31 protein-coding genes and 3 pseudogenes are annotated in these 26,210 nt (G+C 40.2%); 24 read left to right on the plus strand and 10 right to left on the minus strand.

What is annotated here, in order from left to right:
* Positions 1 to 39: 39 nt before the first annotated feature.
* A pseudogene (locus HWQ58_RS10765) lies at positions 40 to 1,374 on the minus strand (site-specific integrase); the annotation flags it as partial.
* Positions 1,375 to 1,575: 201 nt separating this feature from the next.
* Between HWQ58_RS10765 and HWQ58_RS10770 the strand changes: the two are divergent.
* From HWQ58_RS10770 to HWQ58_RS10845, 16 genes and pseudogenes are all read left to right on the plus strand, one after another.
* Positions 1,576 to 1,758 (plus strand): annotated as a pseudogene (locus HWQ58_RS10770) (hypothetical protein); the annotation flags it as partial.
* A gap of 227 nt (positions 1,759 to 1,985) precedes the next feature.
* Positions 1,986 to 3,521, plus strand: coding sequence for a nitrogenase molybdenum-iron protein subunit beta (gene nifK / locus HWQ58_RS10775; protein WP_292861511.1), 1,536 nt, complete (start codon positions 1,986 to 1,988; stop codon positions 3,519 to 3,521).
* A 182-nt stretch (positions 3,522 to 3,703) separates the two neighbouring features.
* Entirely contained in the window at positions 3,704 to 4,051 is a 348-nt protein-coding gene (locus tag HWQ58_RS10780) for a Mo-dependent nitrogenase C-terminal domain-containing protein (protein ID WP_292861514.1), read from the plus strand.
* A gap of 103 nt (positions 4,052 to 4,154) precedes the next feature.
* Positions 4,155 to 5,558: a nitrogenase iron-molybdenum cofactor biosynthesis protein NifE gene (gene nifE / locus HWQ58_RS10785; RefSeq protein ID WP_292861517.1), complete on the plus strand. Its 1,404-nt coding sequence runs from the start codon at positions 4,155 to 4,157 to the stop codon at positions 5,556 to 5,558.
* A gap of 120 nt (positions 5,559 to 5,678) precedes the next feature.
* Entirely contained in the window at positions 5,679 to 7,007 is a 1,329-nt protein-coding gene (nifN, locus tag HWQ58_RS10790) for a nitrogenase iron-molybdenum cofactor biosynthesis protein NifN (RefSeq protein ID WP_292861520.1), read from the plus strand.
* A gap of 51 nt (positions 7,008 to 7,058) precedes the next feature.
* Positions 7,059 to 7,472: a nitrogen fixation protein NifX gene (gene nifX, locus HWQ58_RS10795; RefSeq protein ID WP_292861523.1), complete on the plus strand. Its 414-nt coding sequence runs from the start codon at positions 7,059 to 7,061 to the stop codon at positions 7,470 to 7,472.
* Entirely contained in the window at positions 7,469 to 7,945 is a 477-nt protein-coding gene (locus HWQ58_RS10800; RefSeq protein ID WP_292861526.1) for a NifX-associated nitrogen fixation protein, read from the plus strand. Before nifX ends, HWQ58_RS10800 begins: the two co-directional genes overlap by 4 nt.
* Before the next feature lie 197 nt (positions 7,946 to 8,142).
* The gene (locus HWQ58_RS10805; protein ID WP_292861758.1) at positions 8,143 to 8,343 is read left to right on the plus strand and encodes a CCE_0567 family metalloprotein; all 201 of its coding nucleotides are present in this window, start codon (positions 8,143 to 8,145) and stop codon (positions 8,341 to 8,343) included.
* A gap of 91 nt (positions 8,344 to 8,434) precedes the next feature.
* Positions 8,435 to 8,752, plus strand: coding sequence for a nitrogenase-stabilizing/protective protein NifW (gene nifW, locus HWQ58_RS10810; RefSeq protein WP_292861529.1), 318 nt, complete (start codon positions 8,435 to 8,437; stop codon positions 8,750 to 8,752).
* A 10-nt stretch (positions 8,753 to 8,762) separates the two neighbouring features.
* Positions 8,763 to 9,569, plus strand: coding sequence for a HesA/MoeB/ThiF family protein (locus HWQ58_RS10815; RefSeq protein WP_292861532.1), 807 nt, complete (start codon positions 8,763 to 8,765; stop codon positions 9,567 to 9,569).
* 93 nt (positions 9,570 to 9,662) lie between these two features.
* Positions 9,663 to 10,037, plus strand: a complete 375-nt coding sequence (locus tag HWQ58_RS10820; protein ID WP_292861535.1) for an iron-sulfur cluster assembly accessory protein — start codon at positions 9,663 to 9,665, stop codon at positions 10,035 to 10,037.
* A gap of 231 nt (positions 10,038 to 10,268) precedes the next feature.
* Complete coding sequence (locus HWQ58_RS10825; protein WP_292861538.1) at positions 10,269 to 10,568, plus strand: 2Fe-2S iron-sulfur cluster-binding protein; 300 nt, start codon at positions 10,269 to 10,271, stop codon at positions 10,566 to 10,568.
* Positions 10,569 to 10,919: 351 nt separating this feature from the next.
* A complete protein-coding gene (locus tag HWQ58_RS10830) occupies positions 10,920 to 12,059 on the plus strand; it encodes a homocitrate synthase (RefSeq protein ID WP_292861541.1) in 1,140 nt (379 codons plus the stop codon).
* 339 nt (positions 12,060 to 12,398) lie between these two features.
* Positions 12,399 to 12,887 carry an ankyrin repeat domain-containing protein gene (locus tag HWQ58_RS10835; protein ID WP_292861544.1) on the plus strand — a complete coding sequence of 163 codons (489 nt, stop codon included), beginning with the start codon at positions 12,399 to 12,401 and terminating at the stop codon, positions 12,885 to 12,887.
* Entirely contained in the window at positions 12,850 to 14,136 is a 1,287-nt protein-coding gene (locus HWQ58_RS10840) for a nitroreductase family protein (protein WP_292861547.1), read from the plus strand. The genes HWQ58_RS10835 and HWQ58_RS10840 overlap by 38 nt, the downstream gene beginning before the upstream one ends.
* Before the next feature lie 18 nt (positions 14,137 to 14,154).
* Positions 14,155 to 14,529, plus strand: coding sequence for a hypothetical protein (locus HWQ58_RS10845; RefSeq protein ID WP_292861550.1), 375 nt, complete (start codon positions 14,155 to 14,157; stop codon positions 14,527 to 14,529).
* A gap of 26 nt (positions 14,530 to 14,555) precedes the next feature.
* Here HWQ58_RS10845 and HWQ58_RS10850 read toward each other — a convergent pair whose 3' ends face one another.
* The 4 genes and pseudogenes from HWQ58_RS10850 to HWQ58_RS10865 form a co-directional block, all read right to left on the minus strand.
* Positions 14,556 to 15,029: a hydrogenase maturation protease gene (locus tag HWQ58_RS10850; RefSeq protein ID WP_292861553.1), complete on the minus strand. Its 474-nt coding sequence runs from the start codon at positions 15,027 to 15,029 to the stop codon at positions 14,556 to 14,558.
* An 18-nt stretch (positions 15,030 to 15,047) separates the two neighbouring features.
* Positions 15,048 to 15,266, minus strand: a pseudogene (locus HWQ58_RS10855) (XisI protein); the annotation flags it as partial.
* Positions 15,267 to 15,300: 34 nt separating this feature from the next.
* A complete protein-coding gene (locus tag HWQ58_RS10860; protein ID WP_099103701.1) occupies positions 15,301 to 15,525 on the minus strand; it encodes a DUF433 domain-containing protein in 225 nt (74 codons plus the stop codon).
* A gap of 240 nt (positions 15,526 to 15,765) precedes the next feature.
* Entirely contained in the window at positions 15,766 to 16,188 is a 423-nt protein-coding gene (locus HWQ58_RS10865) for a hypothetical protein (protein WP_292861556.1), read from the minus strand.
* Between the two features lie 284 nt (positions 16,189 to 16,472).
* On the opposite strand from HWQ58_RS10865, the gene HWQ58_RS10870 reads away from it, so the two are divergent.
* The 5 genes from HWQ58_RS10870 (at position 16,473) to HWQ58_RS10890 (ending at position 19,160) form a co-directional block, all read left to right on the plus strand.
* A complete protein-coding gene (locus tag HWQ58_RS10870) occupies positions 16,473 to 17,141 on the plus strand; it encodes a DUF1294 domain-containing protein (protein ID WP_292861559.1) in 669 nt (222 codons plus the stop codon).
* 118 nt (positions 17,142 to 17,259) lie between these two features.
* A complete protein-coding gene (locus HWQ58_RS10875; protein ID WP_292861562.1) occupies positions 17,260 to 17,454 on the plus strand; it encodes a type II toxin-antitoxin system HicB family antitoxin in 195 nt (64 codons plus the stop codon).
* Between the two features lie 18 nt (positions 17,455 to 17,472).
* Entirely contained in the window at positions 17,473 to 17,655 is a 183-nt protein-coding gene (locus HWQ58_RS10880) for a type II toxin-antitoxin system HicA family toxin (RefSeq protein WP_292861565.1), read from the plus strand.
* Between the two features lie 150 nt (positions 17,656 to 17,805).
* Positions 17,806 to 18,015 (plus strand): hypothetical protein, encoded by a 210-nt coding sequence (locus HWQ58_RS10885; protein WP_292861568.1) that lies wholly within the window; start codon positions 17,806 to 17,808, stop codon positions 18,013 to 18,015.
* Positions 18,016 to 18,146: 131 nt separating this feature from the next.
* Positions 18,147 to 19,160 carry a hypothetical protein gene (locus HWQ58_RS10890; RefSeq protein ID WP_292861571.1) on the plus strand — a complete coding sequence of 338 codons (1,014 nt, stop codon included), beginning with the start codon at positions 18,147 to 18,149 and terminating at the stop codon, positions 19,158 to 19,160.
* A 42-nt stretch (positions 19,161 to 19,202) separates the two neighbouring features.
* Here HWQ58_RS10890 and HWQ58_RS10895 read toward each other — a convergent pair whose 3' ends face one another.
* From HWQ58_RS10895 to HWQ58_RS10915, 5 genes are all read right to left on the minus strand, one after another.
* Positions 19,203 to 19,445 carry an antitoxin family protein gene (locus HWQ58_RS10895; RefSeq protein ID WP_292861573.1) on the minus strand — a complete coding sequence of 81 codons (243 nt, stop codon included), beginning with the start codon at positions 19,443 to 19,445 and terminating at the stop codon, positions 19,203 to 19,205.
* 120 nt (positions 19,446 to 19,565) lie between these two features.
* Positions 19,566 to 21,161 carry a nickel-dependent hydrogenase large subunit gene (locus HWQ58_RS10900; RefSeq protein WP_292861576.1) on the minus strand — a complete coding sequence of 532 codons (1,596 nt, stop codon included), beginning with the start codon at positions 21,159 to 21,161 and terminating at the stop codon, positions 19,566 to 19,568.
* 171 nt (positions 21,162 to 21,332) lie between these two features.
* On the minus strand, positions 21,333 to 22,295 hold the full coding sequence (locus HWQ58_RS10905) for a hydrogenase small subunit (RefSeq protein ID WP_292861579.1): 963 nt from the start codon (positions 22,293 to 22,295) through the stop codon (positions 21,333 to 21,335).
* Between the two features lie 450 nt (positions 22,296 to 22,745).
* Positions 22,746 to 23,051 (minus strand): Rpn family recombination-promoting nuclease/putative transposase, encoded by a 306-nt coding sequence (locus HWQ58_RS10910; RefSeq protein WP_366837731.1) that lies wholly within the window; start codon positions 23,049 to 23,051, stop codon positions 22,746 to 22,748.
* 215 nt (positions 23,052 to 23,266) lie between these two features.
* Positions 23,267 to 24,142: an Rpn family recombination-promoting nuclease/putative transposase gene (locus HWQ58_RS10915; RefSeq protein ID WP_292861582.1), complete on the minus strand. Its 876-nt coding sequence runs from the start codon at positions 24,140 to 24,142 to the stop codon at positions 23,267 to 23,269.
* A 463-nt stretch (positions 24,143 to 24,605) separates the two neighbouring features.
* Between HWQ58_RS10915 and HWQ58_RS10920 the strand changes: the two genes are divergently transcribed.
* The 3 genes from HWQ58_RS10920 (at position 24,606) to HWQ58_RS10930 (ending at position 26,192) form a co-directional block, all read left to right on the plus strand.
* Entirely contained in the window at positions 24,606 to 25,580 is a 975-nt protein-coding gene (locus HWQ58_RS10920) for a hypothetical protein (protein WP_292861585.1), read from the plus strand.
* 112 nt (positions 25,581 to 25,692) lie between these two features.
* Positions 25,693 to 25,959 (plus strand): hypothetical protein, encoded by a 267-nt coding sequence (locus tag HWQ58_RS10925; protein ID WP_292861588.1) that lies wholly within the window; start codon positions 25,693 to 25,695, stop codon positions 25,957 to 25,959.
* An 8-nt stretch (positions 25,960 to 25,967) separates the two neighbouring features.
* A complete protein-coding gene (locus tag HWQ58_RS10930; protein WP_292861591.1) occupies positions 25,968 to 26,192 on the plus strand; it encodes a hypothetical protein in 225 nt (74 codons plus the stop codon).
* The last annotated feature ends 18 nt before the right edge of the window (positions 26,193 to 26,210 follow it).

Below are 26,210 nucleotides of genomic sequence, written 5' to 3' on the forward strand. Positions count from 1 at the left end.
CACGCAGTGCAACGCGTAACATTAATTGTCTTAGCAAATCTAACTACGCTTATAAACAAACTCCATTTTCAAGTTTTCAATCTCGAATCTCAACTTATCATTTTCTATCCTCAACTTAGTATTCTCCTCCCTAATCAAGTCAACTTCATTCCTCTTACTCAACGCCTGATTAATCGCCAACTTCCGCATATCAAGCGAGAACCAACGCTGATAAGTTTGGGTATGCACTTGCACACTATGCCCCAAATTATCCGCCGCCGCTTTAATTGGTATCCCCAAAATATGCGCTCGAATTGCCCAAGCGTGACGTAAATCATAAGGTTTAAAATCCAATCCTATTTTGCGAAACCACCAACTAACTCGCTGTGTTAACGCCGTTATATCCGCATGATTAGTGTTGTCTTTTTTAGCGATCGCACTCCTTAACATCTCCAAATATTTAGAATTTCTCAAATCAAACTCATCAATCCATTGCCTATATAATGGCAATGCTTCTCTCTCCCCAGTCTTACAATCTTTATCGACTTTCCATGTCAAATCTGTATTTTCTGCACTCAACCACCAATCAATATCGGGATTAATAAAAAGTTCTCGTGGACGTAAACCAAAAACTGCTAACATTCCATACGTCCAGCGCCAAAGTTGCCAACTATCTTGAACATTTTGATTAACTTGATTACCTCTATTATGTTGGTAATCTTCAAACTTGATAATTCCCTCAGATATTTCTACATCGGTCGGTATATTTCGGGAATTATTCTCAGGCATTTTAGAATATTTAGATAAATCGATGTCGATGTTAAATGTCACACAAAATGCAGCGATCGCTCTAGCTGCATTATACTTAGCCCATTCCTTATCGATTTTTTCAATTGAATTTATCAGATTTTCAGACGTTGCCAAATATTTAGGATTTGTAAATCTCTTGGTGCGGGAAAAGTAATAAAAAAAAGTATGTTCGCTTTTAGTTGTGCGTTTGTGAGTTTTAAAATACTCCTCTTCAAATTTTTCAAGCAATTCCCCTATAGATTGAAAATCTTTTCTAATTGCCTCATTTCCTAAATATTTATCATTCCATTCAAACGTTTTACGAGCAATTAACTTACCTAATTCATAGGCTTCTTCCTCAGCCGTCTTGAGTCCATCCAAGTTAGAGGGAATATTCAAACTGAGATTATATTGTTTTCTCCCAGTACCATTGCTATCTTTATCTCCCGGCTTAACTGGTAACGTCGCCCGTAATTGCAGACTTCCATTCGATTCTCTAATTGTCACCTTTGCCTTTGCAGACTTCAAACGCAGATTAACTTTCTCTAATTCTAGTAGTACTTTAGTTCTCATGTGTTCTTTTTGCTGCTGTGCTTGCAGAGATGAGCAAAAAAACGGGCGATTTTTTAATCGCCTTGCCTCAGGACAACATTTAGATAATGCCTGAGTCCTGAACCTAATTATGCATCGCTGTGTTTTTAGCCTATATTTAGCCTAAAAATAAATGTGTTATCGGCGAACAATGTTTATCACTGACACTGTTTACTGCAAACATTAGGCTACCGAAAAGAATTAAACCATAAAAAGGATTACTCCGGCCCTTATCACGGTTATGACGGCTTCGCCATCTTCGCACGTGACATGGACTTGGCACTCAACAGCCCAACCTGGGGATTAATTGGCGCTCCTTGGAATGAAAAAGCTAACGCTAAGAAGGCTGTAGCTAAAGCTGAAGCTGAAGCTAAAGTTGAAGCTAAAGCTGCTGTCTAGGGAAATGGGAGCTAGATAAGTAAGGATAACCTGGGGCTAAAACCCTAGGGGGAAGTTGGGAATCCAAAATTCAAAACTGAAAAATTAAAATTTCTTTTGATTTTTGCATTTTGAATTTTGAATCATATTCCCATCTCCTAGTAGAGACGCGATTAATCGCTTCTCTACCGCCTCAAATCCTTATTCCTCAATCAGTAAAAGAATTCAGTAAGCTTGGAGATCCAAAAATGCCTCAGAATCCCGAAAAAATTCAAGACCACGTAGAGTTATTCCACCAACCGGAGTACAAACAACTTTTTGAAAACAAAAAGCAGTTTGAAAATGCTCACGAAACCGAAGAAGTACAACGGGTTGCAGAGTGGACGAAGGGTTGGGATTATCGTGAAAAGAACTTCGCTCGTGAAGCTTTAACCGTCAACCCTGCTAAAGGCTGTCAACCATTGGGAGCAATCTTTGCTGCTGTTGGTTTTGAAGGTACTCTACCTTTTGTTCAAGGTTCTCAAGGTTGCGTTGCTTACTTCCGCACCCACTTAACCCGTCACTACAAAGAGCCATTCTCTGGTGTATCTTCTTCAATGACTGAAGATGCAGCCGTATTTGGTGGTCTGCAAAACATGATTGACGGGTTGGCGAACTCTTACCAACTCTACAAGCCCAAGATGATCGCTGTCTGCACCACTTGTATGGCAGAAGTAATTGGTGATGACTTACAGTCTTTCATCAACAACGCCAAGGAAGCTGGTTCAGTTCCTCAAGATTTCCCAGTACCCTACGCTCACACCCCTAGCTTTGTTGGCTCCCACATCACTGGTTACGACAACATGATGAAGGGAATTCTTTCTAACCTGACCGCAGGTCAGAAGAAAGAAACCAGCAATGGTAAGATCAACTTCATCCCAGGTTTTGACACCTACGTAGGCAACAACCGCGAAATCAAGCGGATTGCTTCTTTGTTCGGCTTTGACTACACCATTTTAGCCGACAATAGCGACTACCTGGATTCACCAAACACAGGTGAGTTCAATATGTATCCAGGTGGTACAAAGCTAGAAGATGCAGTAGATTCAATTAATGCGAAAGCTACAATTGCTCTGCAAGCACACTCTACCCTCAAAACCCGCGAGTACATTGAAAAAGAGTGGAAGCAACCAACCGCAGTTTCCCGTCCTTGGGGTATTAAGGGTACTGATGAGTTCTTGATGAAACTCAGCGAACTGAGTGGTATCCCCATTCCCGAACAATTGGAAATTGAACGTGGTCAGGCAGTTGATGCCATGACTGACTCTCACTCATGGATTCACGGCAAGCGCTTCGCTATTTACGGCGAACCAGATTTAGTATACTGCGTAGTTGGCTTTATGCTGGAAATGGGTGCTGAACCAGTACATATCTTGGTTCACAACAGCAACGAAGTATTTGAAGCAGAAATGAAAGAACTGCTTGCTTCTAGCCCCTTCGGTAGGAATGCAACTGTTTGGCCTGGTAAAGACCTGTGGCACATGCGTTCTCTAATGTTCACCGAACCAGTAGACTTCCTGGTTGGTAACACCTATGGTAAGTACCTGTGGCGCGATACCAAGACTCCCCTCGTGAGAATCGGCTACCCCATCATGGATCGCCACCACCTACACCGCTACGCCACCATTGGTTATCAAGGTGTAATCAACTTGCTTAACTGGGTTGTAAATACTCTGTTTGAAGAAATCGATCGCAACACCAACATTCCTTCTAAGACAGATATTTCCTACGACTTGATTCGTTAGAAATTGCGTAGAAACACAACGTGTTAATTAAGGGTAAAGAAGGGGAGTAGGGAATAGGGAATAGGCTTGCCGTGAGCGTAGCCGAACGGGAATAGGGAAATATTAAATCCCAATTCCCAATCCCCAATTCCCAATCCCCAACTCCCCTTTTTCTTGATAGCATTTACCCAAGGAATTTATAAATGGAAACCATCAATCACACTCACGAACACACTCACACTCATCCTCATCCTAATTACCATCCACCTAACCAGAAAAAACCAGGGTGGTTCCACAATCTTCTTAATCCGTTGCGCCGTGTAGTGGATGGAATTCAGGTTAAAAATAATCGCATCGCTCATCTAATTTGCCAAACAATTCCTTGTTGTTGTCCCTTTGAGCGACAAATTAAATTATTTGGGAAGTCTATTGATATCCCACCACTATGTAAACTCAATCCTTTATATGACGAATTTGTAGGATTGCGTTTTCGCGCTCTATCTTACCTCACTGATGTATGTGGAGAGGATGTCACAAAATACATTTGTTAGTCATTAGTCATTGGTCATTGGTCATTAGTCATTAGTTGTTAGTTATTCAAAGGACAAATGACAAATGACAAAGGACAATTAACAATTAAGTACGAGAAGAGAGATGAAAGTCACCCAAAGCAAAATCAACGAACTGCTGACTGAGACAGGATGCGAACATAATCAGCACAAACAAACAGAAAAGAAAAATAAGTCTTGCGCTCAACAGGCACAACCTGGCGCGGCTCAAGGGGGCTGCGCTTTTGATGGTGCAATGATTTCCCTAGTGCCGATCGCAGATGCTGCTCATTTAGTCCACGGTCCTATAGCCTGTGCTGGTAATTCCTGGGGCAGTCGTGGTAGTCTTTCCTCTGGCCCTCAACTCTACAAAATGGGTTTTACCACTGACTTGGGTGAAAATGATGTCATCTTCGGTGGCGAAAAGAAACTCTACAAAGCGATTCTGGAACTTCACGAGCGTTACCAACCAGCAGCAGTATTCGTCTACGCCACATGTGTTACAGCCTTAATTGGTGATGATATCGATGCTGTCTGCAAAGCTGCGGCTGAAAAAATTGGTACTCCTGTTATTCCCGTCATTGCCCCAGGATTCATTGGCAGTAAAAATCTCGGCAACCGTTTTGGCGGTGAATCTTTATTAGAATATGTTGTCGGCACAGCAGAACCGGAACATACAACACCTTATGATATTAACTTAATCGGTGAATACAATATCGCCGGGGAAATGTGGGGAGTAACACCACTGCTAGAGAAATTAGGCATCCGTATTTTGTCTAAAATTACGGGCGATGCTCGCTACGATGAAATTCGCTACGCCCACCGCGCCAAGCTCAACGTCATGATCTGCTCGCGGGCGCTGCTCAATATGGCGAGAAAGATGGAGGAGCGTTACAACATTCCCTACATTGAAGAGTCTTTCTACGGCATCGATGATATGAATCGCTGTCTGCGAAACATCGCTGCTAAATTAGGCGACGCTGATTTACAGGAGCGGACAGAAAAGCTAATTGCAGAAGAAACGGCTGCTCTTGATTTGGCACTGGCTCCTTATCGCGCTCGACTCAAAGGTAAGCGGGTTGTGTTGTATACAGGTGGTGTCAAGAGTTGGTCGATTATTTCGGCGGCTAGGGACTTGGGCATTGAAGTTGTTGCTACCAGTACTAGAAAAAGTACTGAAGAAGATAAAGCCAAAATCAAGAAGTTGCTCGGCAACGATGGCATCATGTTGGAGAAGGGCAACGCTAAGGAATTGCTACAAGTGGTTAAAGACACCAAAGCAGATATGCTGATTGCTGGCGGTCGTAACCAATACACCGCTCTGAAAGCTCGAATTCCTTTCCTTGATATCAACCAAGAACGCCACCATCCTTATGCAGGTTATGTGGGAATGATTGAAATGGCGCGGGAACTGTACGAAGCTCTGTATAGCCCGATTTGGGAACAAATACGCAAACCCGCTCCTTGGGAAGAGGCTGAATTGCATTCAGATATAGTAACTGAGGGATGAGGGGGATGAGGAAGAATAATAATTAGTTTGCTTGTTTCCTTCCTTTATTCGCTCATCTCCCCCTGCTCCCTCATCTCTTCTAGTAGATGCTATTTCTGAAAGCAAAAAGGAGGTAGTTTAATGGCGATTGTTACTGTTTCTAACAAAGCACTGACAGTTAATCCCCTCAAGCAAAGTCAAGCTTTGGGTGCAACCTTAGCCTTTTTGGGATTGAAAGGGACGATGCCCTTATTCCACGGTGCTCAAGGTTGTACTGCTTTCGCTAAAGTTGTCCTAGTGCGGCATTTCCGGGAAGCGATTCCTTTAGCTACGACAGCGATGACGGAAGTCACTACCATTTTGGGTGGTGAAGAGAATGTGGAGGAAGCAATTCTGACTCTAGTGGAAAAAGCTAACCCAGAAATTATTGGTTTATGTAGTACTGGGTTAACGGAAACTAGAGGCGATGACATCGAGGGCTTTCTTAAGGAAATCCGCGATCGCCATCCCGAATTGAATGATTTGGCGATCGTTTTTGCACCTACCCCAGATTTTAAAGGGGCGTTGCAAGATGGCTTTACTGCTGCTGTCGAAAGCATCGTTCAGGAAATTCCTCGCGCAGGTGAAATCAGAACTGAACAAGTCACGATTTTGGCGGGTTCTGCCTTCACACCTGGGGATGTACAGGAAATCAAAGAGATAATTACATCCTTTGGATTAGTGCCGATCTTTGTACCTGACCTTGGCGCTTCCCTAGATGGTCATTTAGAGGATGGTTATAGTGCGGTTACAGTCAGTGGCACTACCTTAAAACAGCTACGAGAAGTAGGTAGCTCTGCTTTCACCCTGGCATTGGGTGAAAGTATGCGGGGGGCTGCCAAGATTCTCGAAGAACGCTTTGACACGCCTTATGAGGTGTTTAGCGAACTGACAGGATTAGAACCAGTAGATGAATTTATCCAAGCATTGGCGATTCTGAGCGGTAATAGCGTACCCGAAAAATACCGCCGCCAACGTCGTCAGTTGCAAGATGCGATGCTGGACACCCACTTTTACTTTGGTGCAAAACGAGTTTCCCTGGCGCTGGAACCAGATTTGCTGTGGTCAACAGTGCATTTCCTGCAATCGATGGGAGCGCAAATTCATGCGGCGGTGACAACCACGCGATCGCCACTACTAGAAAAACTCCCGGTTAAAAGCGTCACCATCGGTGATTTGGAAGACTTTGAGAGTTTAGCAGATGGCTCTGATTTGCTAATTGGTAACTCGAATGTCAGTGCGATCGCTAAACGGCTCTCGATTCCTCTTTATCGTCTAGGATTGCCCATTTATGACCGCTTAGGTAATGGTCAATTTACCAAAGTTGGCTATCGAGGCACAATGGAACTTGTGTTTGGCATCGGCAACCTGTTTTTAGAGCAAGAAGAGTCATTAGTCATTAGTCATTCGTCATTAGTAAGTAACAAATGACAAAGGACAAATGACAAAGGACAAAGGACAAAGGACAAAGGACAAATTACGATGAAGATTGCCTTTACGACGAGTGACGGAGTTCATATTAATACTCACTTTGGAGGCTCAGAACAAATTGATGTTTATGAAATTTCAGATGAAGGATATCAATTTGTAGAAAGTCTCAAATTTAATTATGAAATCCAAGAAGAGAATAATGAGGGTAAACTCGCACCAAAAATTGAAGCATTAACTGACTGCACAATTATTTATGTTTTCGCAATTGGCGGGAGCGCAGCTGCTCGGTTAATCAAGAAAGGTGTCACCCCAGTGAAGGCGCGATCGGAAGAGGACGAAATTAGCAAAGTACTAAACAAGCTAGTAAAAACCCTCAAAGGTAATCCTCCACCTTGGTTGCGTAAGGCTTTACAGCAAAAACCCACAAACTTTGCCGATGAAGTTGAAAATGAAGCGACAGTATGACCACAAATAATAGTGTTAACGGAACTGCTACAACTGAAGTCTTGAACTCACCTTTCCTTAAGGTATTAATTAAACAAATCCGTGGTCAAGACAGTTATGGAGTTTATCGTAGTTGGTCGGATGAATTGATTCTTAAACCCTTTCTTGTCACCAAACAAAAAAAACGGGAAATTTCCCTTGAGGGCGAAGTCGATCCGATAACTCAAGCACGGATTATGGCATTTTTTCGAGCTGTAGCTGCTGGGATTGAACAAGAAACAGGTTTGATATCCCAGGTTGTAGTTGATTTGAGCCATGAAGGATTTGGCTGGGCGCTAGTTTTTTCTGGTCGTCTTTTGCTAGCTGTGAAAACCTTGCGAGATGCTCATCGCTTTGGCTTTGACTCACTGGATAAATTAGCCGAAGAGGGAGAAAACTACGTCAAAAAAGGGCTTGATTTGGCGAAGCGCTTTCCTGAAGTTGGCAAACTTTAAGAGTACTGAGTGCTGTTAGCGGAAGCGGGGCGTTTAGCCCGTGCTGAGTGCTGAGTAAATAGTGAAGAGTTAGAAATTAAAAATTATATAACTAATAACTTCTAACTCATAACTCATAACTTCTAACTCAGAATTAATAACTCGCAACTCAGCACTCAGCACTGAAAAAGGAGTGGTTGATTGTGCAAGCAGAAGAAATAAGTATTGAGGAACTACAAGGACAAATCAGACGGCTTAACAGCAAAGCAGGTCAAATGAAAATGGATCTGCATGATTTAGCTGAAGGTCTGCCAACAGATTACAAACAACTTATGGATGTTGCAGCTGCAACTTATGAAATCTATCGCCAGTTAGATGAATTAAAGCAGCATCTTAAACAATTGGAGAATGCTAAATGACCTAAGAGAAAAAGGATACAAACCCATAAATTGATGGGGATTGTTAATTTTGAATTTTGAATTTTGAATTTTGAATTCGGAGCGAAGCGACGTGACTGGAACTATTGATGAATTCAAGAAGCTCGTAGATGCAGAAGAATTTTTTCAATTCTTTAATATGTCCTACGATTTAGAAGTTGTGAATGTAAATCGTCTACATATTCTGAAAAAATTTTCTCAATACATCCAGGAAATTGATAATAATTCTCCTGACTTGAGTCAAGAAGAGAAATTAAATCAATATTCTTTGGCTTTGCAAAAAGCTTATCAGGTATTTATCGAATCAACACCCCACGAACAAAAGCTGTTCAAAGTGTTTAACGACAAGCCGAAAAATGTAGTCACACTGACAGAAATCACTTCTGATTAGGAGGTATAAATTGGTTAACCTGACGCCTACCGAATTAGAACGCTATCGTCGCCAAATGATGCTTCCAAATTTTGGCGAAACAGCACAGAAGCGCCTGAAGTCAGCGACAGTTCTGGTTACGGGTGTGGGGGGATTAGGTGGTACGGCGGCGCTTTACCTAGCAGTAGCAGGCGTTGGGCGGCTAATCTTAGTCCGGGGTGGTGACTTGCGACAAGATGATATGAATCGTCAGGTTCTCATGACTGATGATTGGGTAGGTAAGCCAAGGGTATTCAAAGCTAAAGAAACTCTGGATGCGATTAATCCTGATGTCCAAGTGGAAGCTGTTCATGATTACATCACCCCGGAAAATGTAGATTCGTTAGTGCAATCTGCTGATATGGCTCTTGATTGCGCCCACAATTTTACAGAGCGGAATTTGTTAAATGAAGCCTGTGTGCGATCGCGTAAGCCAATGGTAGAAGCCGCAATGAATGGGATGGAGGCTTACTTGACAACGATTATTCCTGGTGTGACTCCTTGCTTGTCTTGTCTGTTTCCAGAAAAGCCTGATTGGGATCAGCGCGGCTTTTCAGTTTTAGGCGCTGTTTCTGGGACACTAGCTTGTCTAACAGCTTTGGAAGCTATCAAGCTGATCACCGGGTTTAGTCAGCCTCTATTGTCGCAATTGCTGACAATCGACTTAAATCGGATGGAATTTGCTAAACGCCGTTCTTACCGCGATCGCTCTTGTCCAGTATGCGGTAATAGTGCGCCTTGGAGACACGCTCAATCCAATTCAATAGAAGCCACAGGGATTGCACAAAATAGTCATTAGTCATTGGTCATTAGCAAAAGACAAAGGACAAAGGACAAATGACAATCCACATCTGAAATCAGAACAACTAATCGCTACAAATCAGGAGACCTGATGACCGTTACTTTATCAGAAAAAGCAGAATTTCATCTGCAGGCATTGCTTGGAGGTTCCGCACCCAACGCTAATGGCGCAACTAAAGGTGTTCGCATCTCAGTAAAAGATGGTGGTTGCAGTGGCCATGAATATGCAATGGATATCACCAGCAAGCCCCAACCAGATGATTTAGTAAGCCAGCAAGGCAAAGTGCTGGTTTACGTTGATGCCAAAAGTGCGTCGTTATTAGAAGGAATTGTGGTTGACTTCGTTGAGGGAGTGATGGAAAGCGGTTTTAAGTTCACCAACCCCAATGCAACTGATAAATGCGGTGGTTGTGGAAAGTCCCTCAAAGCAGGCGACGGTAAGCCTACTGGTGTACCTTGCAGCTAACATCATTCCGTTAGCACCAAGTCAATTGTAGAGGCTTCCTATAGACGCACTCCGCGCAGTTTTTCATAGATGCTTGAGGTGGCTTCTAGTTCGCGTTGCATCCCTTACTCCTATAGAGAAGCCGACTAAGCGTAGCATCTCCGTAAGTAGAAGGGAAGCAAAAAGTAGGATAGGTTGCTCAAAAACTTCAGAAATTACACCAACTGTATAACGTTTGAGGAGAATCAGAAAATGGCTTCCTACCAAGTTAGATTAATCAACAAAAAAGAAGACATCGACACCACAATTGAAATTGACGAAGAGACCACCATCTTAGAAGCAGCAGAAGAAAATGGTATTGAGTTGCCTTTTTCATGTCATGCAGGCTCTTGCTCTAGCTGTGTTGGTAAAGTTGTTGAAGGTGAAGTTAATCAAGACGATCAAAACTTTTTAGATGACGATCAAGTTTCTAAAGGATACGCTCTACTTTGTGTAACTTATCCTCGTTCTAATTGCACAATTAAAACACATCAAGAAGCATATCTAGTCTAATTTATTGCTTTGGTTGTTGCCTTTAGCAACCAAATAAAAGATGAAGGATGAAGGATGAAAATATACTTCCTTCTTCCTTTCACAATTCCTAATTTATAATTCAAATGTTTACCCGCTTTAGTGTTACTGGCTGTTCATTATAATTATTGGTAACGGCAGAGTGAGGAATCGGAACTTCCTGTAAAACTCAGGATAAAACAATGGATACGAGCGATCGCTCTTTTATAATTGATACTATAGCCAGTCCCCAAGAATCAGCCAAAGCAATTATTTGTCAATTATGCAAATATGGTGATATTAAAACTAACAAGTAAGCATAATTGGTAACAATTAGCACAAGAAGAACGGTCAATGTCGCTATCTAAATTTGCAATTGTAGAAAGCACTCTCCGTGAAGGTGAACAATTTGTCAAAGCCAATTTTTCTTCAGATGATAAAGTCGAAATTGCTGAAGCTCTTGCTGCATTTGGAGTGGAATATATAGAGTTAACATCACCAATTGCTTCACCTCAATCTAGACAAGACTGCGAACGATTGGCTCGCTTAGGCTTGCCATCCAAAATATTAACTCACATTCGCTGTCACTTAGAAGATGCTAAAGTTGCCTTAGCGACAGGCGTAGCTGGGATTAATTTAACTATCGGTAGTTCTTCTTTAATGCGTCAGTTCAGTCATGGTAAAAATATTAATCAAATTATTGATTTAGCATCTGAAGTTTTAACTTTTATTCATCAGCAAGCTCCTGATATTGAGTTACGGTTTTCGGCTGAGGATTCGTCACGCACTTCCACAGAAGATTTAATTACAATTTACTCGGAGATTGAAAAGTTAGGAGTTGTCAAACGCATTGGAATTGCTGATACAGTAGGGATTATTACGCCGATGCAAGTATTTGAATTAGTGAAGACTTTGCGCCAGTTCACCAATTTAGATATTGAGTTTCACGGTCATAATGATACAGAATGTGCAAATGCTAACAGTTATACAGCACTGGAAGCGGGAGCAACTCATATTGACACTTGTGTTCTGGGAATTGGTGAACGTAATGGCATTACCTCACTAGCTAGGTTCATCGCTAGGTTATATGCTACAAATCCAGAGCAGATTAAGTCTAAATATCGCTTAGATCGACTTGGTTACTTACATGAATTAGTTGCAAGAAAATTAGGGATTTCTATTCCTTTTAATCACTGTGTTTTTGGGGAAAGTGCTTTTAATCATAAAGCTGGCATTCATACTAAAGCTATGCTCAATAATTCGGAGACTTATGAAGCTATTAATCCCCGGAGTTTTGGTGTAACGCGCTCAATTTTAATCAATCATAAATTGGCTGGAAAACAGGCAGTTAATCACCGAGCTAATGAATTAGGACTTTCATTTAATTTATCCCAGCTTAAAGATATTACCCATATATTGAAAACTTTAGCTGATAAACAAAGTCTTACTATCGAAGATGTAGACAATATTTTATATTCTTATCATTGCCAGTAAATTTAAAAATCTACACACTTACTGCTTAAATTTCCGACTTTTTGAAGAAATCAGGGATTTAAATTCACGTTTATGACACATCTGCCATTAATCTATTTTATCAAACAAAACTGTAAAAATGACTGCTTTTCTATTCTTTTTCAAGCTTTTTTAAGAAAAATATCAGGCGATATTTATAAATGATTAATAATTTAAACTTATAAAGCTGATAGCATATATGTAAGTTTAAATAATTTAGATAATATTTTTTAACTAATGGTGGGTATTGCTCACCATTCTGTTTGCCAAGCAAATTTATATTAGTAAATTGGCATAAATAAAGTTAATTAAGGAATACTGATGAATCGAACCAATAGTCAAAATTTGAGTGAAGCAACAACCCAATGGCTAATAGCAAAAAGCTATAATCCTGGTGATTTAAATCAGTCAGGTGAAAATGGCGATACAGCTTTGATGAAAGCGACAAGAGAGGGAGTTTATACAGTCGTAAAAGAACTAATTGATACTGGTGCGGATATCAATGCTCGAAATAGCGATCACAACAATGCTTTGTGGTTTGCTTGTTTTGGTAATCACTACGATTTAATTAATTTACTGTTGGCTCACAATATTAACATTGACAACCAAAACGATAATGGTGCAACTGTTTTAATGTATGCAGCATCAGCTGGAAAGACAGAAGTCGTAAAGTTACTTTTACAATATCATCCTAATTTATATTTAAAAAACTTAGACGATTATAAAGTGATAGATTTTGCTAGCAACGTAGAAGTCTTAAGGATAATTAAAAATGCCATCAAGTCAGATATCGGGGAAAGCCTATCATGACGCTACCAAGCATTCTTACTTATCGGTACAACTTGACCCAAATTATGTAGATGCTTCAACACAGCCATCTTCATTTAAAGTTTATCCCAAGTTTTATCGGAGAGTGAAATTAAATCTCAATAATCCTGTTCATGCTTTTATCTCATTAACTAGTGCGATAACGCTAGAAAAAGTATATAAAGATGACCCTTATAAACTGCGAGTAAATCCATCAGCAGGCGCTCTGTATCCTACGGAAGTTTACGTACAGGTTCGCGGTATTGAGGGAATAATCGATGGTATATACCATCTAGAAGTTGAGAATAATTGTCTAACTCTCATTTATGAATTAATTGATGATGGGTTAGAGAGTTATATTATACCGGGTAAAAGTATCAACGGATTCATCTTTTTAATTAGTTGTGTTTATTATAGGTCTAGCTGGAAATATCAAAACAGAAGCATAAGATATTGCTTCTTAGATAGCGGACACCATTTAGGTGCGATCGCAGCTTCAGCTTATCTCCATAAAAAAGATATACAACTAGTTTTTGACTTTGATAAACTTGCGCTCAATTCTGATTTGGGTTTTGAGAATAAGGAGTTTATTACTGGTTGTGCGGTGTCAGGAGAAGTACAAGACAAAAAAATCAGACGCTTAAGACTGAAAGTTCCTTTTGTCTGTGGTACTGATTATTTTGAATCCAATCAATTTATTGAAGATGCTTATCAGGCAACTACTCTACAAAAGAGTCGCCAGCAGAAGTTAGAGTATCCTCAATTTGATTTTGACCAGGATAAATTTTACCAAACTGTTTGGGATAGACGTTCTATTAGACGTTTCCGGAAAGAGGCTATTTCTCAAGAAGATTATTTATATGTAGTGCAACAACTTCAACAGTCAATACCGACAGAAAATTATGAGGAAATAGAATTTTACTCAGTGGTACATCGAGTAGAAGGAATGACACCTGGGTTATATAGAGGTACACATCTGGTTAAAACGGGTAATTTTAGTGAAAAGACAGGTTACTTATGTATTAATCAGGCTATTGCTAGAGATGGTGCTGTAACTTTATTTTTTGTGTCAGATTATTTAAATTATCAAACTGCTATGCAAATAGCTGGTTTTATTGGACAGAGACTTTATTTAACTAGTAATTATTTGGGAATCCATTGTAGTGGAATTGGTGCGTATTATGATGACGAAACCCAAGAATTATTAGAAACAAATAAAGATGTACTTTATGGAATGGTGATTGGAATATAAGCAGGAAACTAAAGAGAGATGGCTAGAAAGATGTATTACTTTAATGGTGATGATTCACATCCGATACAACCGACATCTGCGGATATTATACTGCGGCAACAACTAGAGGATTCTATTAGCAAATACTTTTATGATGCGTGCGATCGCACAATTCAAAATCTGCTATCTAATTGTCGGTGGTATGTCACAACCCATGCCAATGCTCTCACATTGGTAATTGAATGTCCCGATACAGTTACTAATTGGCGTGTTTTACAACAAATTGTGCCAATGGGGACATTGCTATATGGAATTGTTAACAGTGCTAAAATCCGTGTTTGTCCGCCAGAAAGTCAAGGCATACCTTTTGAAATGAGGGTAGATGAACTTTCTGTTTATCGAGATTGGGCGTAATTCGATTTTAGATTTTGGATTGTTAATTAAAAGTTGATATTCTGGCTGATAAGGGCAGCTACCTCTTCAAAAACCAAATCAGCAGAATGTTTGACAACAGGACTTAACTCTAGTCCCAAACCAAGATTTGCCGCCTCAATTAAATAAACTGTCACATCTTCGGGAAAGTCATTTTGAAAGATTTTCCGTCCAGCGGCTAAAGCATTATCCCAACGAAAATCGTGCAAGTTATAACTAGGTTCCGGCAAAGCTTCCAGTTCTTTTCCTGGAACTTTAAACACAGCACCCGGTTCAGAACCTGTTGAACTTGCATCAATAATTACTAATTCTTTACTACCTCTAGCTTGAAACATTACTTCCATCCCTGCGGTGCCACAGTCATAAATTTGTACATGAGGATGAGGGTTTTCAGCTAGATATTTTTGTAAGCGTTGGGCAATGATTACACCTACTGCGTCATCACTGCGATTGAGATTGCCGCAACCGATAATAGTGAGCATGGAATAAGATTTAATTGTTTAAGCAGTTGCAAATTCAGTTAAAGCGCGATCGCTTGGAGGATGGAAAGCTAACACAATATCACTTTGGGGAACCCCTACGTTTAATAATTCGGTGGCAATACCTTCTTCAGTCCAGTCTTCTTCGATCCAAATTTTGTTATTTTTAATCCGAATATGTACAGTAATACCTTTAATTCGGCGATTTTTTTGCCAGCCAATCTGAAACCATAGATATTGGTATACACATCTTGATCCAGTAAGAATCTCATGCTCAAATAGATACTAGGCGAATGTCTTCAGCTGCCACTAGAGCGATCGCGTATCCTAAACAGGCACGAATATCTTCAATTTGTAGGTCTGGATAGTAGTCTCGGATAATTTCTTCAAATGAAAGTCCGTCATTGAGCAGTTCAAGAATGCTTTGTACAGTGATGCGTGTTCCTGCGATGCAAGGTTTACCGAAATGAATCTGAGAGTTAACTACGATTCTGTCCATATAACTATAAACCAATAATATGTTTCCTAAATTATAAAATAATAAGTTGCACTGTATCTATAAATGCAGTGAAGCATACTTTAAGTCTGAAGGTGATAGTAAAGGTATAAGATTAAGAACAACTCATCATCAAGCTTCTAGTGATTGTGATTATTTGGAGTTATTGCCATAATCTGCAAAATAGGAGGCTCTGACTTATGAGAAAGACAAAGCCTCTGAAAATAATTTATCAGCAGGAAACTAGAACTCTACACCATGTTTCTTGGCAACTTCAGTCAGTTTCTCATACTGATGTTGTGATGCTTGAGTTAATATCTCTTCAGCCTGTTCTTTAGTACTTCCTTCTTTAGGAATTAAATACTTGACATAAAGAGATACAAAATCAGCCGCGATCGCTAAACCAGATAAAGCGTGTTTGTCAGCTTCCTTGCCAGCGATCGCTGCTACCAAACCGGCTTTAATTGGGTCTGGTTTAACTTTCATGAACTGATCAACAAGTTTTGGAACATAGTCTGCTGGTGGCAAATTATCTAACTTACTTCTATCGGGAGTAAAGTTACATTCTGCGGCTTTTGCCTGCTCTAAAACACACCATTCTATGTATTCTTGCAATGCTGCATCGGGAACGCGAGGCAGATAATTATGTAGCGCTAAATCAGACACAAGCTTACCTTGTAAATTTCTGTTTTGTTGAAGTGATTAAGGCAAGCCTAACGCACTGTTTCTATAAGTTTTAGTGTTTTACGCTACGAGTTTTGAATATAAGGCATTGGGAATATAGTATTGGGCATAGGTTATTTCTCCCTTATTTCACCCACTCTCCACTCCCCGGTTAAAATAGTTGGTGGCGCGATGTCTCCGACGGGCTACGCCTACGCATTTTTGGTGTTGTCTATTTGTGTAGACAAAGGCACACTAGAAGACAGGTATAAATATATAAGTTGTTTATGAAACCTGCTTTACACAAAGGGCAACTAATCAAATGGAAGGACGATCGCGGGTTTGGTTTCATACAACCCGATGATGGTAGTCAAGAAGTATTTTTACACATTACAGCATTTAAAGACGTTAACCGTCGTCCCCAAGTTGGTGATTTCATTTGTTATCAATTAACAGCTAGTAAAGATGGCAAAGTGCGGGCTTGTAATGCTTCTATCGAAGAAGTTAAATCAAAATCCTTATCTTCTGCCGCACCAAAGAAGTCTATATCCAGAACTGTAGACAAATCTTTATCATTAGCATTAAATACATTACTTCTATCTTTACTACCTGGGTTAGGTTCAATCCATCTTCTACTAACAACTGGCAACCCAATTCCGCTAATTCTTTATCCTGTCATGAGTTTCATTACCTTTAGGCTATATGCCGATGATAAGTCTCGCGCACAACAAGGACAATGGAGAAGGCAAGAAAATACTTTGCATCTGTGCGAATTTATGGGTGGTTGGTTAGGTGCATTTGTTGCTCAACAGAGGCTACGTCACAAAAGCAGCAAAGTTTCTTATCAAGTTGTATTTTGGGTAATAGCAATTATTCACATTGTATTTTGGTTAGATTGGTTATTTTTTGGTAAGGCCTTGATAAATCTATTTTTTGCTATTGCTTTTAGGGGATAAGTAAGTTTACTTTGATTGTCATAGTGGTACAAAGGCGATGTCTACGACGAGCTACGCCTACGCTCAAGTAAATGACTAATCCAGTAAGCTGTAAGTAAGCGTTGTCGATGATTGTGATATGAAAACTTTTACTGCGATCGTTGAAAGAGATACTGATACTAATTTCTATGTCGGCTATGTTCCTGGCTTTCCTGGAGCGCATTCTCAAGGCGAAACCCTAGATGAGTTGCAGGAAAATTTACGTGAAGTAATTGAGATGCTTCTAGAGGATGAGAATTTGGTGTTTGAGACGGAGTTTGTGGGTACACAATAGATTGTGGTTCAGTAGAACATGAGTAATGTTCCTGTTTTGAAACCCCAAGAAGTTGTAAGAATATTGGAGAGCCTTGGATTTGTGGAGATACGTCAGAAAGGCTCACACAAACAGTTTCGACACGAAGATGGACGAGGAACAACAGTCCCATTCCACAAAGGACGTGACATCTCACCAAGGTTGACGGCAAATTGCGAGTGATATTGGTTTGACCATTGAAGAAATGCTGGAGTGGCGATGAGGTTTAACAACCGTGTTGTACTGGACGGACTGAGAAGCCCTTTCGCTACCACTAAACACGACCTTTATTCCGTAAATCGTCAGTTAAAATGCCTATTGTGAATTAGTCTTTTGGGCGATCGCTTCTTTGGTGGTATAGACAGTAACTATCATTCTAGAGTAGAGCGATCGCAAGGTTGGTATGCTTACTTAGATCAAGTAAACGTGCTTTTTGTGGTTCGTTCATCGTCAATCGGCAAAACTAAGTATTTACACTTGATTAATTTCAAACACATAATTTTTAGTTCTAACAACAGGCAAACAACACCGTGGAGTGGATAACCCGGCAACCTTTCTGTTCGTTTATTTTACAGATATCTGCCATTGGTAAGCTGTGCCATTATACTGTAATGTAGACATTTAAAAATTATAAAGGTTATAATTTAGACTCTTTATACTGATAAATTACTGTCATGAATGGCTCTCAAAGCTCTGAGAATTCAAGTATTGTTCCACAACAGACTGGAGCAAATATATCCCTTGATGATTTCAAGTCTCTCTTTTATCAACTTAATGCAAAGCCTGATACAGAGATCCGTTTACTTCCAGGTAAAAAGACTTTGGAACTAGCGGATCTCATAAATATCAATGAACAAATACAAGCCAAACTCAGGAATCATGATGTAACCGCAAGTATTGGATCAATTAATTTCATTCTCTCAAATAAGAAAATTAAGGACTACTCTACTTGGGCTGAATTTGAAAGAGAGAATTGGAACACTATTAATGAAAGAATTCAAACGGTTACGATACACTGGGATATTGTAATTAAATTACCGCACTATAATCTTCCTCAAAGACATTCGATAAAGTTAAGGATTGGTACTGATATTCCACCTAAAGATATATTTCAGCTAATTCTTACAAGTGATAACATTCAGGAGTTAATAGAGGCACGGTCTTCCAGTGTCTGTAAAGTTGATTTTATCAATAATATTATTGCAATTGAATTATTGAATGTCGTGAGTAATTGGTATGAGGGTTTGAGAGATTCTCCTGAATCTAGCTTTGTTCATGGTTTTCTCAAAAAGCAAGGGAACTTCTTGAGCGAGATTATTCGTTACGCATCGCCTATCGTGCTTTTAATGATTGTATGCCAATACTCAAATTACTTGTTTCCTATTTTAAGAATTTCAGATAAAATCTCAGTTGAAACACTACAAAAACTTTTCATATTTCTGACAGCAATTTTTATAATTGGGTTATTTTCTGGATTTAAAATTGAAAAGTTTATAGACAAGAAAATAGATCAATTCGAGGAATATCCAAGATTTTCTATTACACGAGGAGATGAAAAATCTATAGAGGAGTTTGAAAATAATAATAAAAAATTGACTAGACAAATTATTGGCAGAATTACTTGGATAATATTTAGTATATTAGTTTCTTCATCTTTGAAATTCATAATACGTTACATGGTCTCTTGAGACAATAGTCTTTGAAATTGTGCAATATACTGCTGTATACCGTTAGACAGCTGCACTATGGGGAGGATAAAGAATAGTGTCATGATCTCGACCAGAAAATTTATCATTGCTTACTTCTAAGGGCATGGCTGCAATTTGTGCCAAAATCTCTCTAGGAGTTTTGTTTTGAGGTTTAGCCTCAGTTGAAATCACAGTAACTTCAACACGAGTTCCTTCGGCTAATGGAATCGGCTGTGATAACCTGAGTACCCCTTGTTCATAAACAGCTTCTATAGTTATAGTCATAAACTTTTTCCTCATGCCATAGCTATTTCTAATCATGGCATAATATCTAACATACTAAAAAACACAGCTAATGACTAACTGAAAAAGAATTAGCCATTAGCTATTAGAAATTAGCATATTTTAAGCGGTACGAAAACGCGCCAACTCTTCACCTGTTTTAGCATCATGGGCATGGACTGTACACACCAAACATGAATCAAACGATCGCGCCACATGACCAACTTCCACAGGATCGCTAGAATCGTAAATGGGTGTGCCAATTAAAGCTTCTTCAATGGGGCCGCGAATGCCTTCACCGTCACGAGGGCCAATATTCCATGTACCTGGGGCAATCACTTGGTAATTCTTAATCTTACCGCCCTCCACTTCTACCCAGTGAGACAGGGAACCCCGCGCTGCTTCTGTTGCACCCCAACCCTTGCCATCTTTTTCTGTAGGTTTAATATACCAAGGGTCGTTTAACTTGAATTCGCGTAAGCAGTGTTCGGCTTGGCGATATAACTTGACAAGTTCGTGAACTCGTGCTAATTGACGCACATGAATGTTAGCACCACGCATCTCTTTGAATACATCTAGGATAAATCCATCGTAGTGTTGCCAAGGTTCGCCATGTTTACCACCTGCTACTAACTGTCTTGCTAAGGGGCCAGCTTCCAAACGTCCGAAGTCTTTGTGCAGGACTGCACTCGCCCAAGAGTAGGCGTTATCGAAGTCTTTGGTATTATTTGCTGTAGGTTTAGTGGTGCGATCGCTAGGGTGAAGGTCTGCTGTGCCTTCATCATACCAGGAGTGGGTTGTATTCTCGCGGGTAAATGACTGATCCATTAAGGTGTGAGTGTCTGCGAAGCTGTCATACACTCCACTTTTCATGATCATCGCCGCATTTCGTCCTTCGATAGTCGGCTTTTGGTATTTATCCTCATGGGCTAAATATCCCCAAGTGACATATTTACCAACACCAGCGCCATATCTATCTAAACCGATATCTAAACCCATGCGCCAATAGAAACCTAAGTCGGAATCTCGATGATTTCGGTCTTCATCCAACCAGTCCCTGAAGTCGTCATAAGTTTGGATTTGTTCGTAACGTTCTAAAGAACAACCTAACCATACTGGTTCTAACCAATTGGTGCGGAAATATTCCAGAATCGCCCAAGCACGGGTGATGTCTGTTAAAGTAGGGGCGCACATCACACCACCAGGAACCATGTAGCTGGAATGGGGCCATTGTCCGCCCAATAGTGCATAAATTTCTACAGGTTTAGCAGAAATTGTTATGCCTAGTTCATAAGATTTGCCTGTGAAAGCAGCAAAGCGTCTAACAGCTTCCTCATAATAGCGACTATTGCGGTATTTTTTATTGGTTAAATCAATGGCAAACAGTCCATAAAAATAGCGGGGGATGCTTTGAATTGTCTCGACAATTTGTCCGAGATTTCTGGCTAAAATTGCATTGCGGGGAACTTCTGTTTCCCAAGCTGTATCTAATGCCCAAGATGCACAGGTTAAGTGAGAACCGCCGCAAATGCCGCAAATGCGAGGTGTGACAATTAATCCAGCTTGGGGATCTTTACCGCGTAAGATAACTTCAAATCCGCGAAATAGTTCGGCGTGTGTCCAAGCGTTGACTACACGTCCATGTTCAATATCGACTCGGACATCTAAATCGCCTTCAACTCTACCGACGGGCGAAATGTCTAATGATTGAATTCCCATTTGTTATTTGTCCTTTGTCATTGGTCATTGGTCATTTGTCATTTGTCATTTGTCATTGGTAATTATTCACTCGCCTCCCTGTAAAAGGGTCGAAACCCTTGATTTATCGTTGAGAGGTAGAGAGGAGTGTGAAAGGTTATAGTCATTGGTCAAATCACAAATGACTAATGACTAAACTGTAAAAAAGTCTTCTTCTGCCCAAGGTGGTGCTGCATCTTTGGCGACCATTGTGAGTAAAGCGTATTCTTTTTTGTTCACTCCTGGCGGTAATTCTTTGGGAACTCCCATCACTGTTTGGGTTTTGAATACGGTTCCTGGTTTCAGGTCAAAGAAGGGAAATTCTGGTTCTGTGCAACCTAAACAAGGCATTCCGGCGCGGGTTTTGGAAGAGACGCGGTTCCATAAGATGCGGTTGCAGGAGGAATGAGTCATGGGGCCGCGACAACCCAAGTCATAGAATAGGCAGCCTTTACGCTGACCAAATTCAGCAGTTGAGGCTTTGTAGGCAAAGTGGACGTTGCGGGTACAACCTGTTTGGGTATAAGTGTTGAAGAAGGTTTGGGGACGATTTAGTTCATCAAAAGCAATGTCTGCTATGCGTCCAGTAGCGATCGCAACTAATATCTGCGTAATCCAGTCGGGATGGGCGGGACATCCAGGTATATTAATTACAGGTAATCCGGCTTGTGATAGAAAGTCTTTACCTAAAAAGCCGCCTTCTTGACGCTTGAGAAATTGCAAACCTTCCGACTCGCTGGGGTTGGGTGACATGGCAGGAATTCCTCCCCATGTAGCACAGTCTCCCACGGCAACGATAAATTGAGCAACTTTGGCGAGGTCTGCTAACCAGTCTTTCATGGCGCGATCGGCAAACCGATTCCATTCGCCAGTGCCATTGGGGGCGTTAACAACACTGCCTTCAAATACCAAGATATCTAGGGGAATTGCGCCAGAAATGCAATCTTGCAGCAGTGTTTTCAAGTTCTCGCCTAGTTCCATTCCCAAAGATGGATGCCAAAGTACCTTGATGCCAAAGTCGGCAATTAAATCGCAGACTGTCGGTTCTTCAGCGTTGAGAAATGACATGGTGTTGCCCGAACAAGCACCACCTTGTAGCCATAGTACGTTAGTCATCGGCTATGCATTTTTCTATTGTTTGCCATGCATGATGTAGGTGATAATGCTTGTAAAGTCTCACCTGTTTATCAATATTTATTTTTCAATGGTAAGATATTTTTTATCTAATTTACTTTCATTAAAAAAGAATTAATCATTAATAATAAATTAAATTATCTCAAGATTATTTTCAAGGACTATACCTGTTATATATATGACACATTTCATAAATGCAAAATAGTATAAATAAAACTGGCTTGGATTTTTAAGTATTGACGTTAATAACCTCAAGATGCTGAATTTATCACGTTAAAATTATCTAACCATTAATAACAATTACTATCAATTGTTAATCTGCTTGAGGTGATCAGTATTTTCAGCCATCAGATTTTCATGCAATAATTAACCAAAAATAGCAAAATATAGGGGCGCAAGGTTTTATGCCCCGTCAGCTATATATCAGTTGTTTTAAGATTTTGGTTGTGCAGCTTGCCTGACAAGTTGTTCGTCCAAACCTAACGCTTGAGCTATCTGCTCAATACTGAAACCAAACGCTAATAAGTGCGGTATCACTTCTAACTTAGCTTCTTGTTTAGCTTCTTCAAAAACTTCTTGCTTACCTTGTTTTTTACCTTCTTCAAAAACATCTTGGAAAAATCTAGTTTGCCTCAAGTCATTTAATTCAAACATTTTTCCGATCTCCTCCTGGCTCAATTGCAGCAACTTGTAGATTAATATCGTCTCTATTAAACGCACTGTTAAGCCTTCGCGCACCCTATTGTTTTAGGATTTTGGTTGTACAGCTTGCCTAACAAGTTGTTCGTCCAAACCTAACGCTTGAGCTATTTGCTCAATACTCAACCCCAGTACTAATAACTGGGGTATCGTTTCTAACTTACCTTCTTGTCTACCTTCTGCAAAAACATCTTGGTAAAATCTAGTTTGCTTTAATTCATTCGATCCAAAGATTTTTCCGATCTCCTCCTGTTTTAGGATTTCGGTTGTGCAGCTTGCCTAACAAGTTGTTCGTCCAAACCTAACGCTTGAGCTATCTGCTGAATACTTAAACCCAACCCTAATAACTGGGGTATGGCTTCTAACTTACCTTCTTGCCTACCTTCTTGCCTACCTTCTTGTCTACCTTCTTGCCTACCTTCTTGCCTACCTTCTTGTCTACCTTCTTGTCTACCTTCTTGCCTACCTTCTTGCCTACCTTCTGCAAAAACATCTTGGTAAAATCTAGTTTGCTTTAATTCATTCAATCCAAACATTTTCCTAATCTCCTCCTGGCTCAATCGCGGCAACTTGTAGATTAATATCGTCTCTATCAATTGTATAATTTCCCTAATAGTAGCAACATCTAGAATTTGCTGTCGGGCACTGTTGACTATTTCGATAGCTCTTGTTGTCACAGTTAATTCGGGTTCGATGATGAGTTTAACTGTTTCTATGCCGATTGATGATGCTTCAATTGAGCTTAATTCGTCAAGATAGACGCGAGTTACTCGTTGTGAGTTGAGTAATTCTGTATATCTCTCGGTATCTCCAGTATCAATACTGCGGTTGGGGAAAATGACAACACCACGCCAATTGTTGGTTAATTCGGTTTTGTCGAGATAATTAAAGATTTCAGTAAATAAACGTGAGTAGAACTCTTTGTCTGGTTGAAATTGCACTTCTGCAAAATAAATGGGCAGTTCTGCTGCATTTGGGAGAAAGACGCCATCGATTCTAAACGCTAGTTGTTTGACTTCGACTGAGGAAAATTGGTAAACACTAGCTAGTTGGGGCGGTTGGTTAATCAACTCAAAGAAAGTAGTGGGGATACTCTGAAAAATCCGATAGAAGATACTGTCTGTTTTCAAGGGAGCTTGTTTTACAGTTGATGAACATATTTTACACTTCAACGATCCCGTGGCAAATCTTTGGAGTATACAAAAATTAGCTGATAAGATAGTGCATATATGGTATGTCAACAATTCAATAAATAATATTTGAATTATGTCAAGTGATGATACAAAAAGTATTTTAAAAATATTAGGTGTTTAAAGCTGACATTAATATTGGCAATTACCCCCTAGAATTTTAGAAATAGGGTGTTTTATATTTTAGGGATTGGGGATTGGGTACTAGGCATTTGGAAAACTTTTCCTAGTCCCTAGTCCTCAGTTACTAATCCCTAGTCTCAGACAAAAAAGGGGAATTCCGCCTAAAGGACTCGAAGCCTGCGTAAATCAGTATGGCCCGTGATGAAATGCGATCGCGTGTTTTGATCGTTCATGGGTGTTAACAGACTCAATTCCCAATTGGCTAGAGTACGGCAGAGTTATGACCCCCAGCATTACAGATTCGGCGGTGAAGGCTGCGTTAGCAGCTGTTGCATCGGAGTCAGCCTCAGCAGAGGAAAAAATCCAAATGCTGATTGAGATCGCACAGGGTTTTCAAAAAAAGCCCAAAACAGCCCAAGACTTGCGGAATGCAGTTGGCTTATATTACCGGGCCTATGAAATGTGTGGTGAGGAATATCCCCTGCTAAAAGCCAGGGCGCAAGTGGGGATGGCAGGGACGTTACAGGCAATACCGGATGCTGATTACCAACTGTTGATGCAAGCGAAAGTCGCTTATGAAGAGGCGTTACCGATTTTACAGCAATTGGCAACGTCAGAGGAAGTAGCAGAGACGCAGATGAATTTTGGGCTGGTGTTGCAGTCACTAGTGCCATTCAATTTGGCGCGGATAACTGACAGCATTCAGGCTTATCATGAGGCTTTGCGGGTGTTTACTTGGGAAGATTATCCCCAGGAATACGCGATTTTATATAACAATATTGCGATCGCTTACCTTTCTATGCCCCTAGCATCAGAACGGGAATACTTGCGTCAAGGGTTAGCTGTGCAATCATTTGAGGTAGCACTAAAGCATATTAATTTGATTGACCATCCTAGAGAATATGCGATGTTGCAAAACAACTTAGGTAACGCTTTGCAATATTTAGTGAGTTCCCATCCTGTGGAAAATAACTTAAGAGCGATCGCAGCTTATGACGAAGCGCTAAAAGTTCGTAATCTCAAAGATACACCTCTAGAGTACGCTAACACAATTTCAAACAAAGCTAACGCCTTATTCAACTTACCCGACGACTTAGAAAAACCAGAATTTGGAAATCCTAAAAATCTCTCACAAGCACGTATTTACTATCAACAAGCTTTTGAAATCTTTACCCAAAACCAACAAATAGGACAAGCCGAAATAGTAGCTCAAGCCCTACAAGATATTGAAGCAGAAATAGTTAATAGGGAATAGGGCATTGGGCATTGGGCATTGGAAATTGGCTATTCTCCTTGTCCCCTTGTCTCATTCATCCCCCTCATCTCCTTTATCTCCCCACTTACCCAATTATCCCGAAAAAAACAGCATGAGAGATATTTTAACAAACCCTTCTGTGATAGATTTTCTCACAAGTTTAGCAGATGGTGACTTAAACATAGTAACAGGATTAGTGTGGATAGTCATAGCAACAGTCTTGTCTATGGTCGGCGGTGCTATTGGTGGAATGCTGTTAGCTGGAAAAGATATTGGCTATCAGTTTTCAGCAATGCTTGGTGCATTATTTGCCCCTGCTGGTGTAATTCCTGCTATTGTGTTAGGGCTTGTAATCCTAAATTTATTGACAAACTATTAGGAGTAGATATGTTAGAAATTGGGTGGTTTTCTGCCAAGTTATTTTTCAAAGGAAAATTACTGCGCGATCCAATGTATTTTGTTCAGCGAACTACTATTGCTACTGTTGTAGGTTCGTTACTACTAGTGTTATTTGCACAAATCGACATTCCCTTCTACTTACCAATAATATTATCTAGTTTAGTGACAGGTTTGATTATGCCATTTCTCCTCAAAGATTTCAAAATGAAGTAATTTTTCATTAGTTATTTA

It is taken from the genome of Nostoc sp. LPT, assembly GCF_017115165.1.
Classification (GTDB): Bacteria; Cyanobacteriota; Cyanobacteriia; order Cyanobacteriales; family Nostocaceae; genus Nostoc.

Coding starts and splice junctions, on each gene's coding strand:
- HWQ58_RS10920 (WP_292861585.1), top strand. CDS start 24,606: ATGACCCCCAGCATTACAGATTCGGCGGTGAAGGCTGCGTTAGCAGCT.
- HWQ58_RS10895 (WP_292861573.1), bottom strand. CDS start 19,445: ATGACTATAACTATAGAAGCTGTTTATGAACAAGGGGTACTCAGGTTA.
- HWQ58_RS10930 (WP_292861591.1), top strand. CDS start 25,968: ATGTTAGAAATTGGGTGGTTTTCTGCCAAGTTATTTTTCAAAGGAAAA.
- HWQ58_RS10890 (WP_292861571.1), top strand. CDS start 18,147: ATGAATGGCTCTCAAAGCTCTGAGAATTCAAGTATTGTTCCACAACAG.
- nifN (WP_292861520.1), top strand. CDS start 5,679: ATGGCGATTGTTACTGTTTCTAACAAAGCACTGACAGTTAATCCCCTC.
- HWQ58_RS10905 (WP_292861579.1), bottom strand. CDS start 22,295: ATGACTAACGTACTATGGCTACAAGGTGGTGCTTGTTCGGGCAACACC.
- HWQ58_RS10825 (WP_292861538.1), top strand. CDS start 10,269: ATGGCTTCCTACCAAGTTAGATTAATCAACAAAAAAGAAGACATCGAC.
- HWQ58_RS10925 (WP_292861588.1), top strand. CDS start 25,693: ATGAGAGATATTTTAACAAACCCTTCTGTGATAGATTTTCTCACAAGT.
- HWQ58_RS10800 (WP_292861526.1), top strand. CDS start 7,469: ATGACCACAAATAATAGTGTTAACGGAACTGCTACAACTGAAGTCTTG.
- HWQ58_RS10820 (WP_292861535.1), top strand. CDS start 9,663: ATGACCGTTACTTTATCAGAAAAAGCAGAATTTCATCTGCAGGCATTG.
- HWQ58_RS10840 (WP_292861547.1), top strand. CDS start 12,850: ATGCCATCAAGTCAGATATCGGGGAAAGCCTATCATGACGCTACCAAG.
- HWQ58_RS10845 (WP_292861550.1), top strand. CDS start 14,155: ATGGCTAGAAAGATGTATTACTTTAATGGTGATGATTCACATCCGATA.
- HWQ58_RS10875 (WP_292861562.1), top strand. CDS start 17,260: ATGAAAACTTTTACTGCGATCGTTGAAAGAGATACTGATACTAATTTC.
- nifX (WP_292861523.1), top strand. CDS start 7,059: ATGAAGATTGCCTTTACGACGAGTGACGGAGTTCATATTAATACTCAC.
- HWQ58_RS10900 (WP_292861576.1), bottom strand. CDS start 21,161: ATGGGAATTCAATCATTAGACATTTCGCCCGTCGGTAGAGTTGAAGGC.
- HWQ58_RS10830 (WP_292861541.1), top strand. CDS start 10,920: ATGTCGCTATCTAAATTTGCAATTGTAGAAAGCACTCTCCGTGAAGGT.
- HWQ58_RS10860 (WP_099103701.1), bottom strand. CDS start 15,525: ATGGACAGAATCGTAGTTAACTCTCAGATTCATTTCGGTAAACCTTGC.
- HWQ58_RS10780 (WP_292861514.1), top strand. CDS start 3,704: ATGGAAACCATCAATCACACTCACGAACACACTCACACTCATCCTCAT.
- HWQ58_RS10880 (WP_292861565.1), top strand. CDS start 17,473: ATGAGTAATGTTCCTGTTTTGAAACCCCAAGAAGTTGTAAGAATATTG.
- HWQ58_RS10835 (WP_292861544.1), top strand. CDS start 12,399: ATGAATCGAACCAATAGTCAAAATTTGAGTGAAGCAACAACCCAATGG.
- nifE (WP_292861517.1), top strand. CDS start 4,155: ATGAAAGTCACCCAAAGCAAAATCAACGAACTGCTGACTGAGACAGGA.
- HWQ58_RS10850 (WP_292861553.1), bottom strand. CDS start 15,029: ATGCTCACTATTATCGGTTGCGGCAATCTCAATCGCAGTGATGACGCA.
- nifK (WP_292861511.1), top strand. CDS start 1,986: ATGCCTCAGAATCCCGAAAAAATTCAAGACCACGTAGAGTTATTCCAC.
- HWQ58_RS10870 (WP_292861559.1), top strand. CDS start 16,473: ATGAAACCTGCTTTACACAAAGGGCAACTAATCAAATGGAAGGACGAT.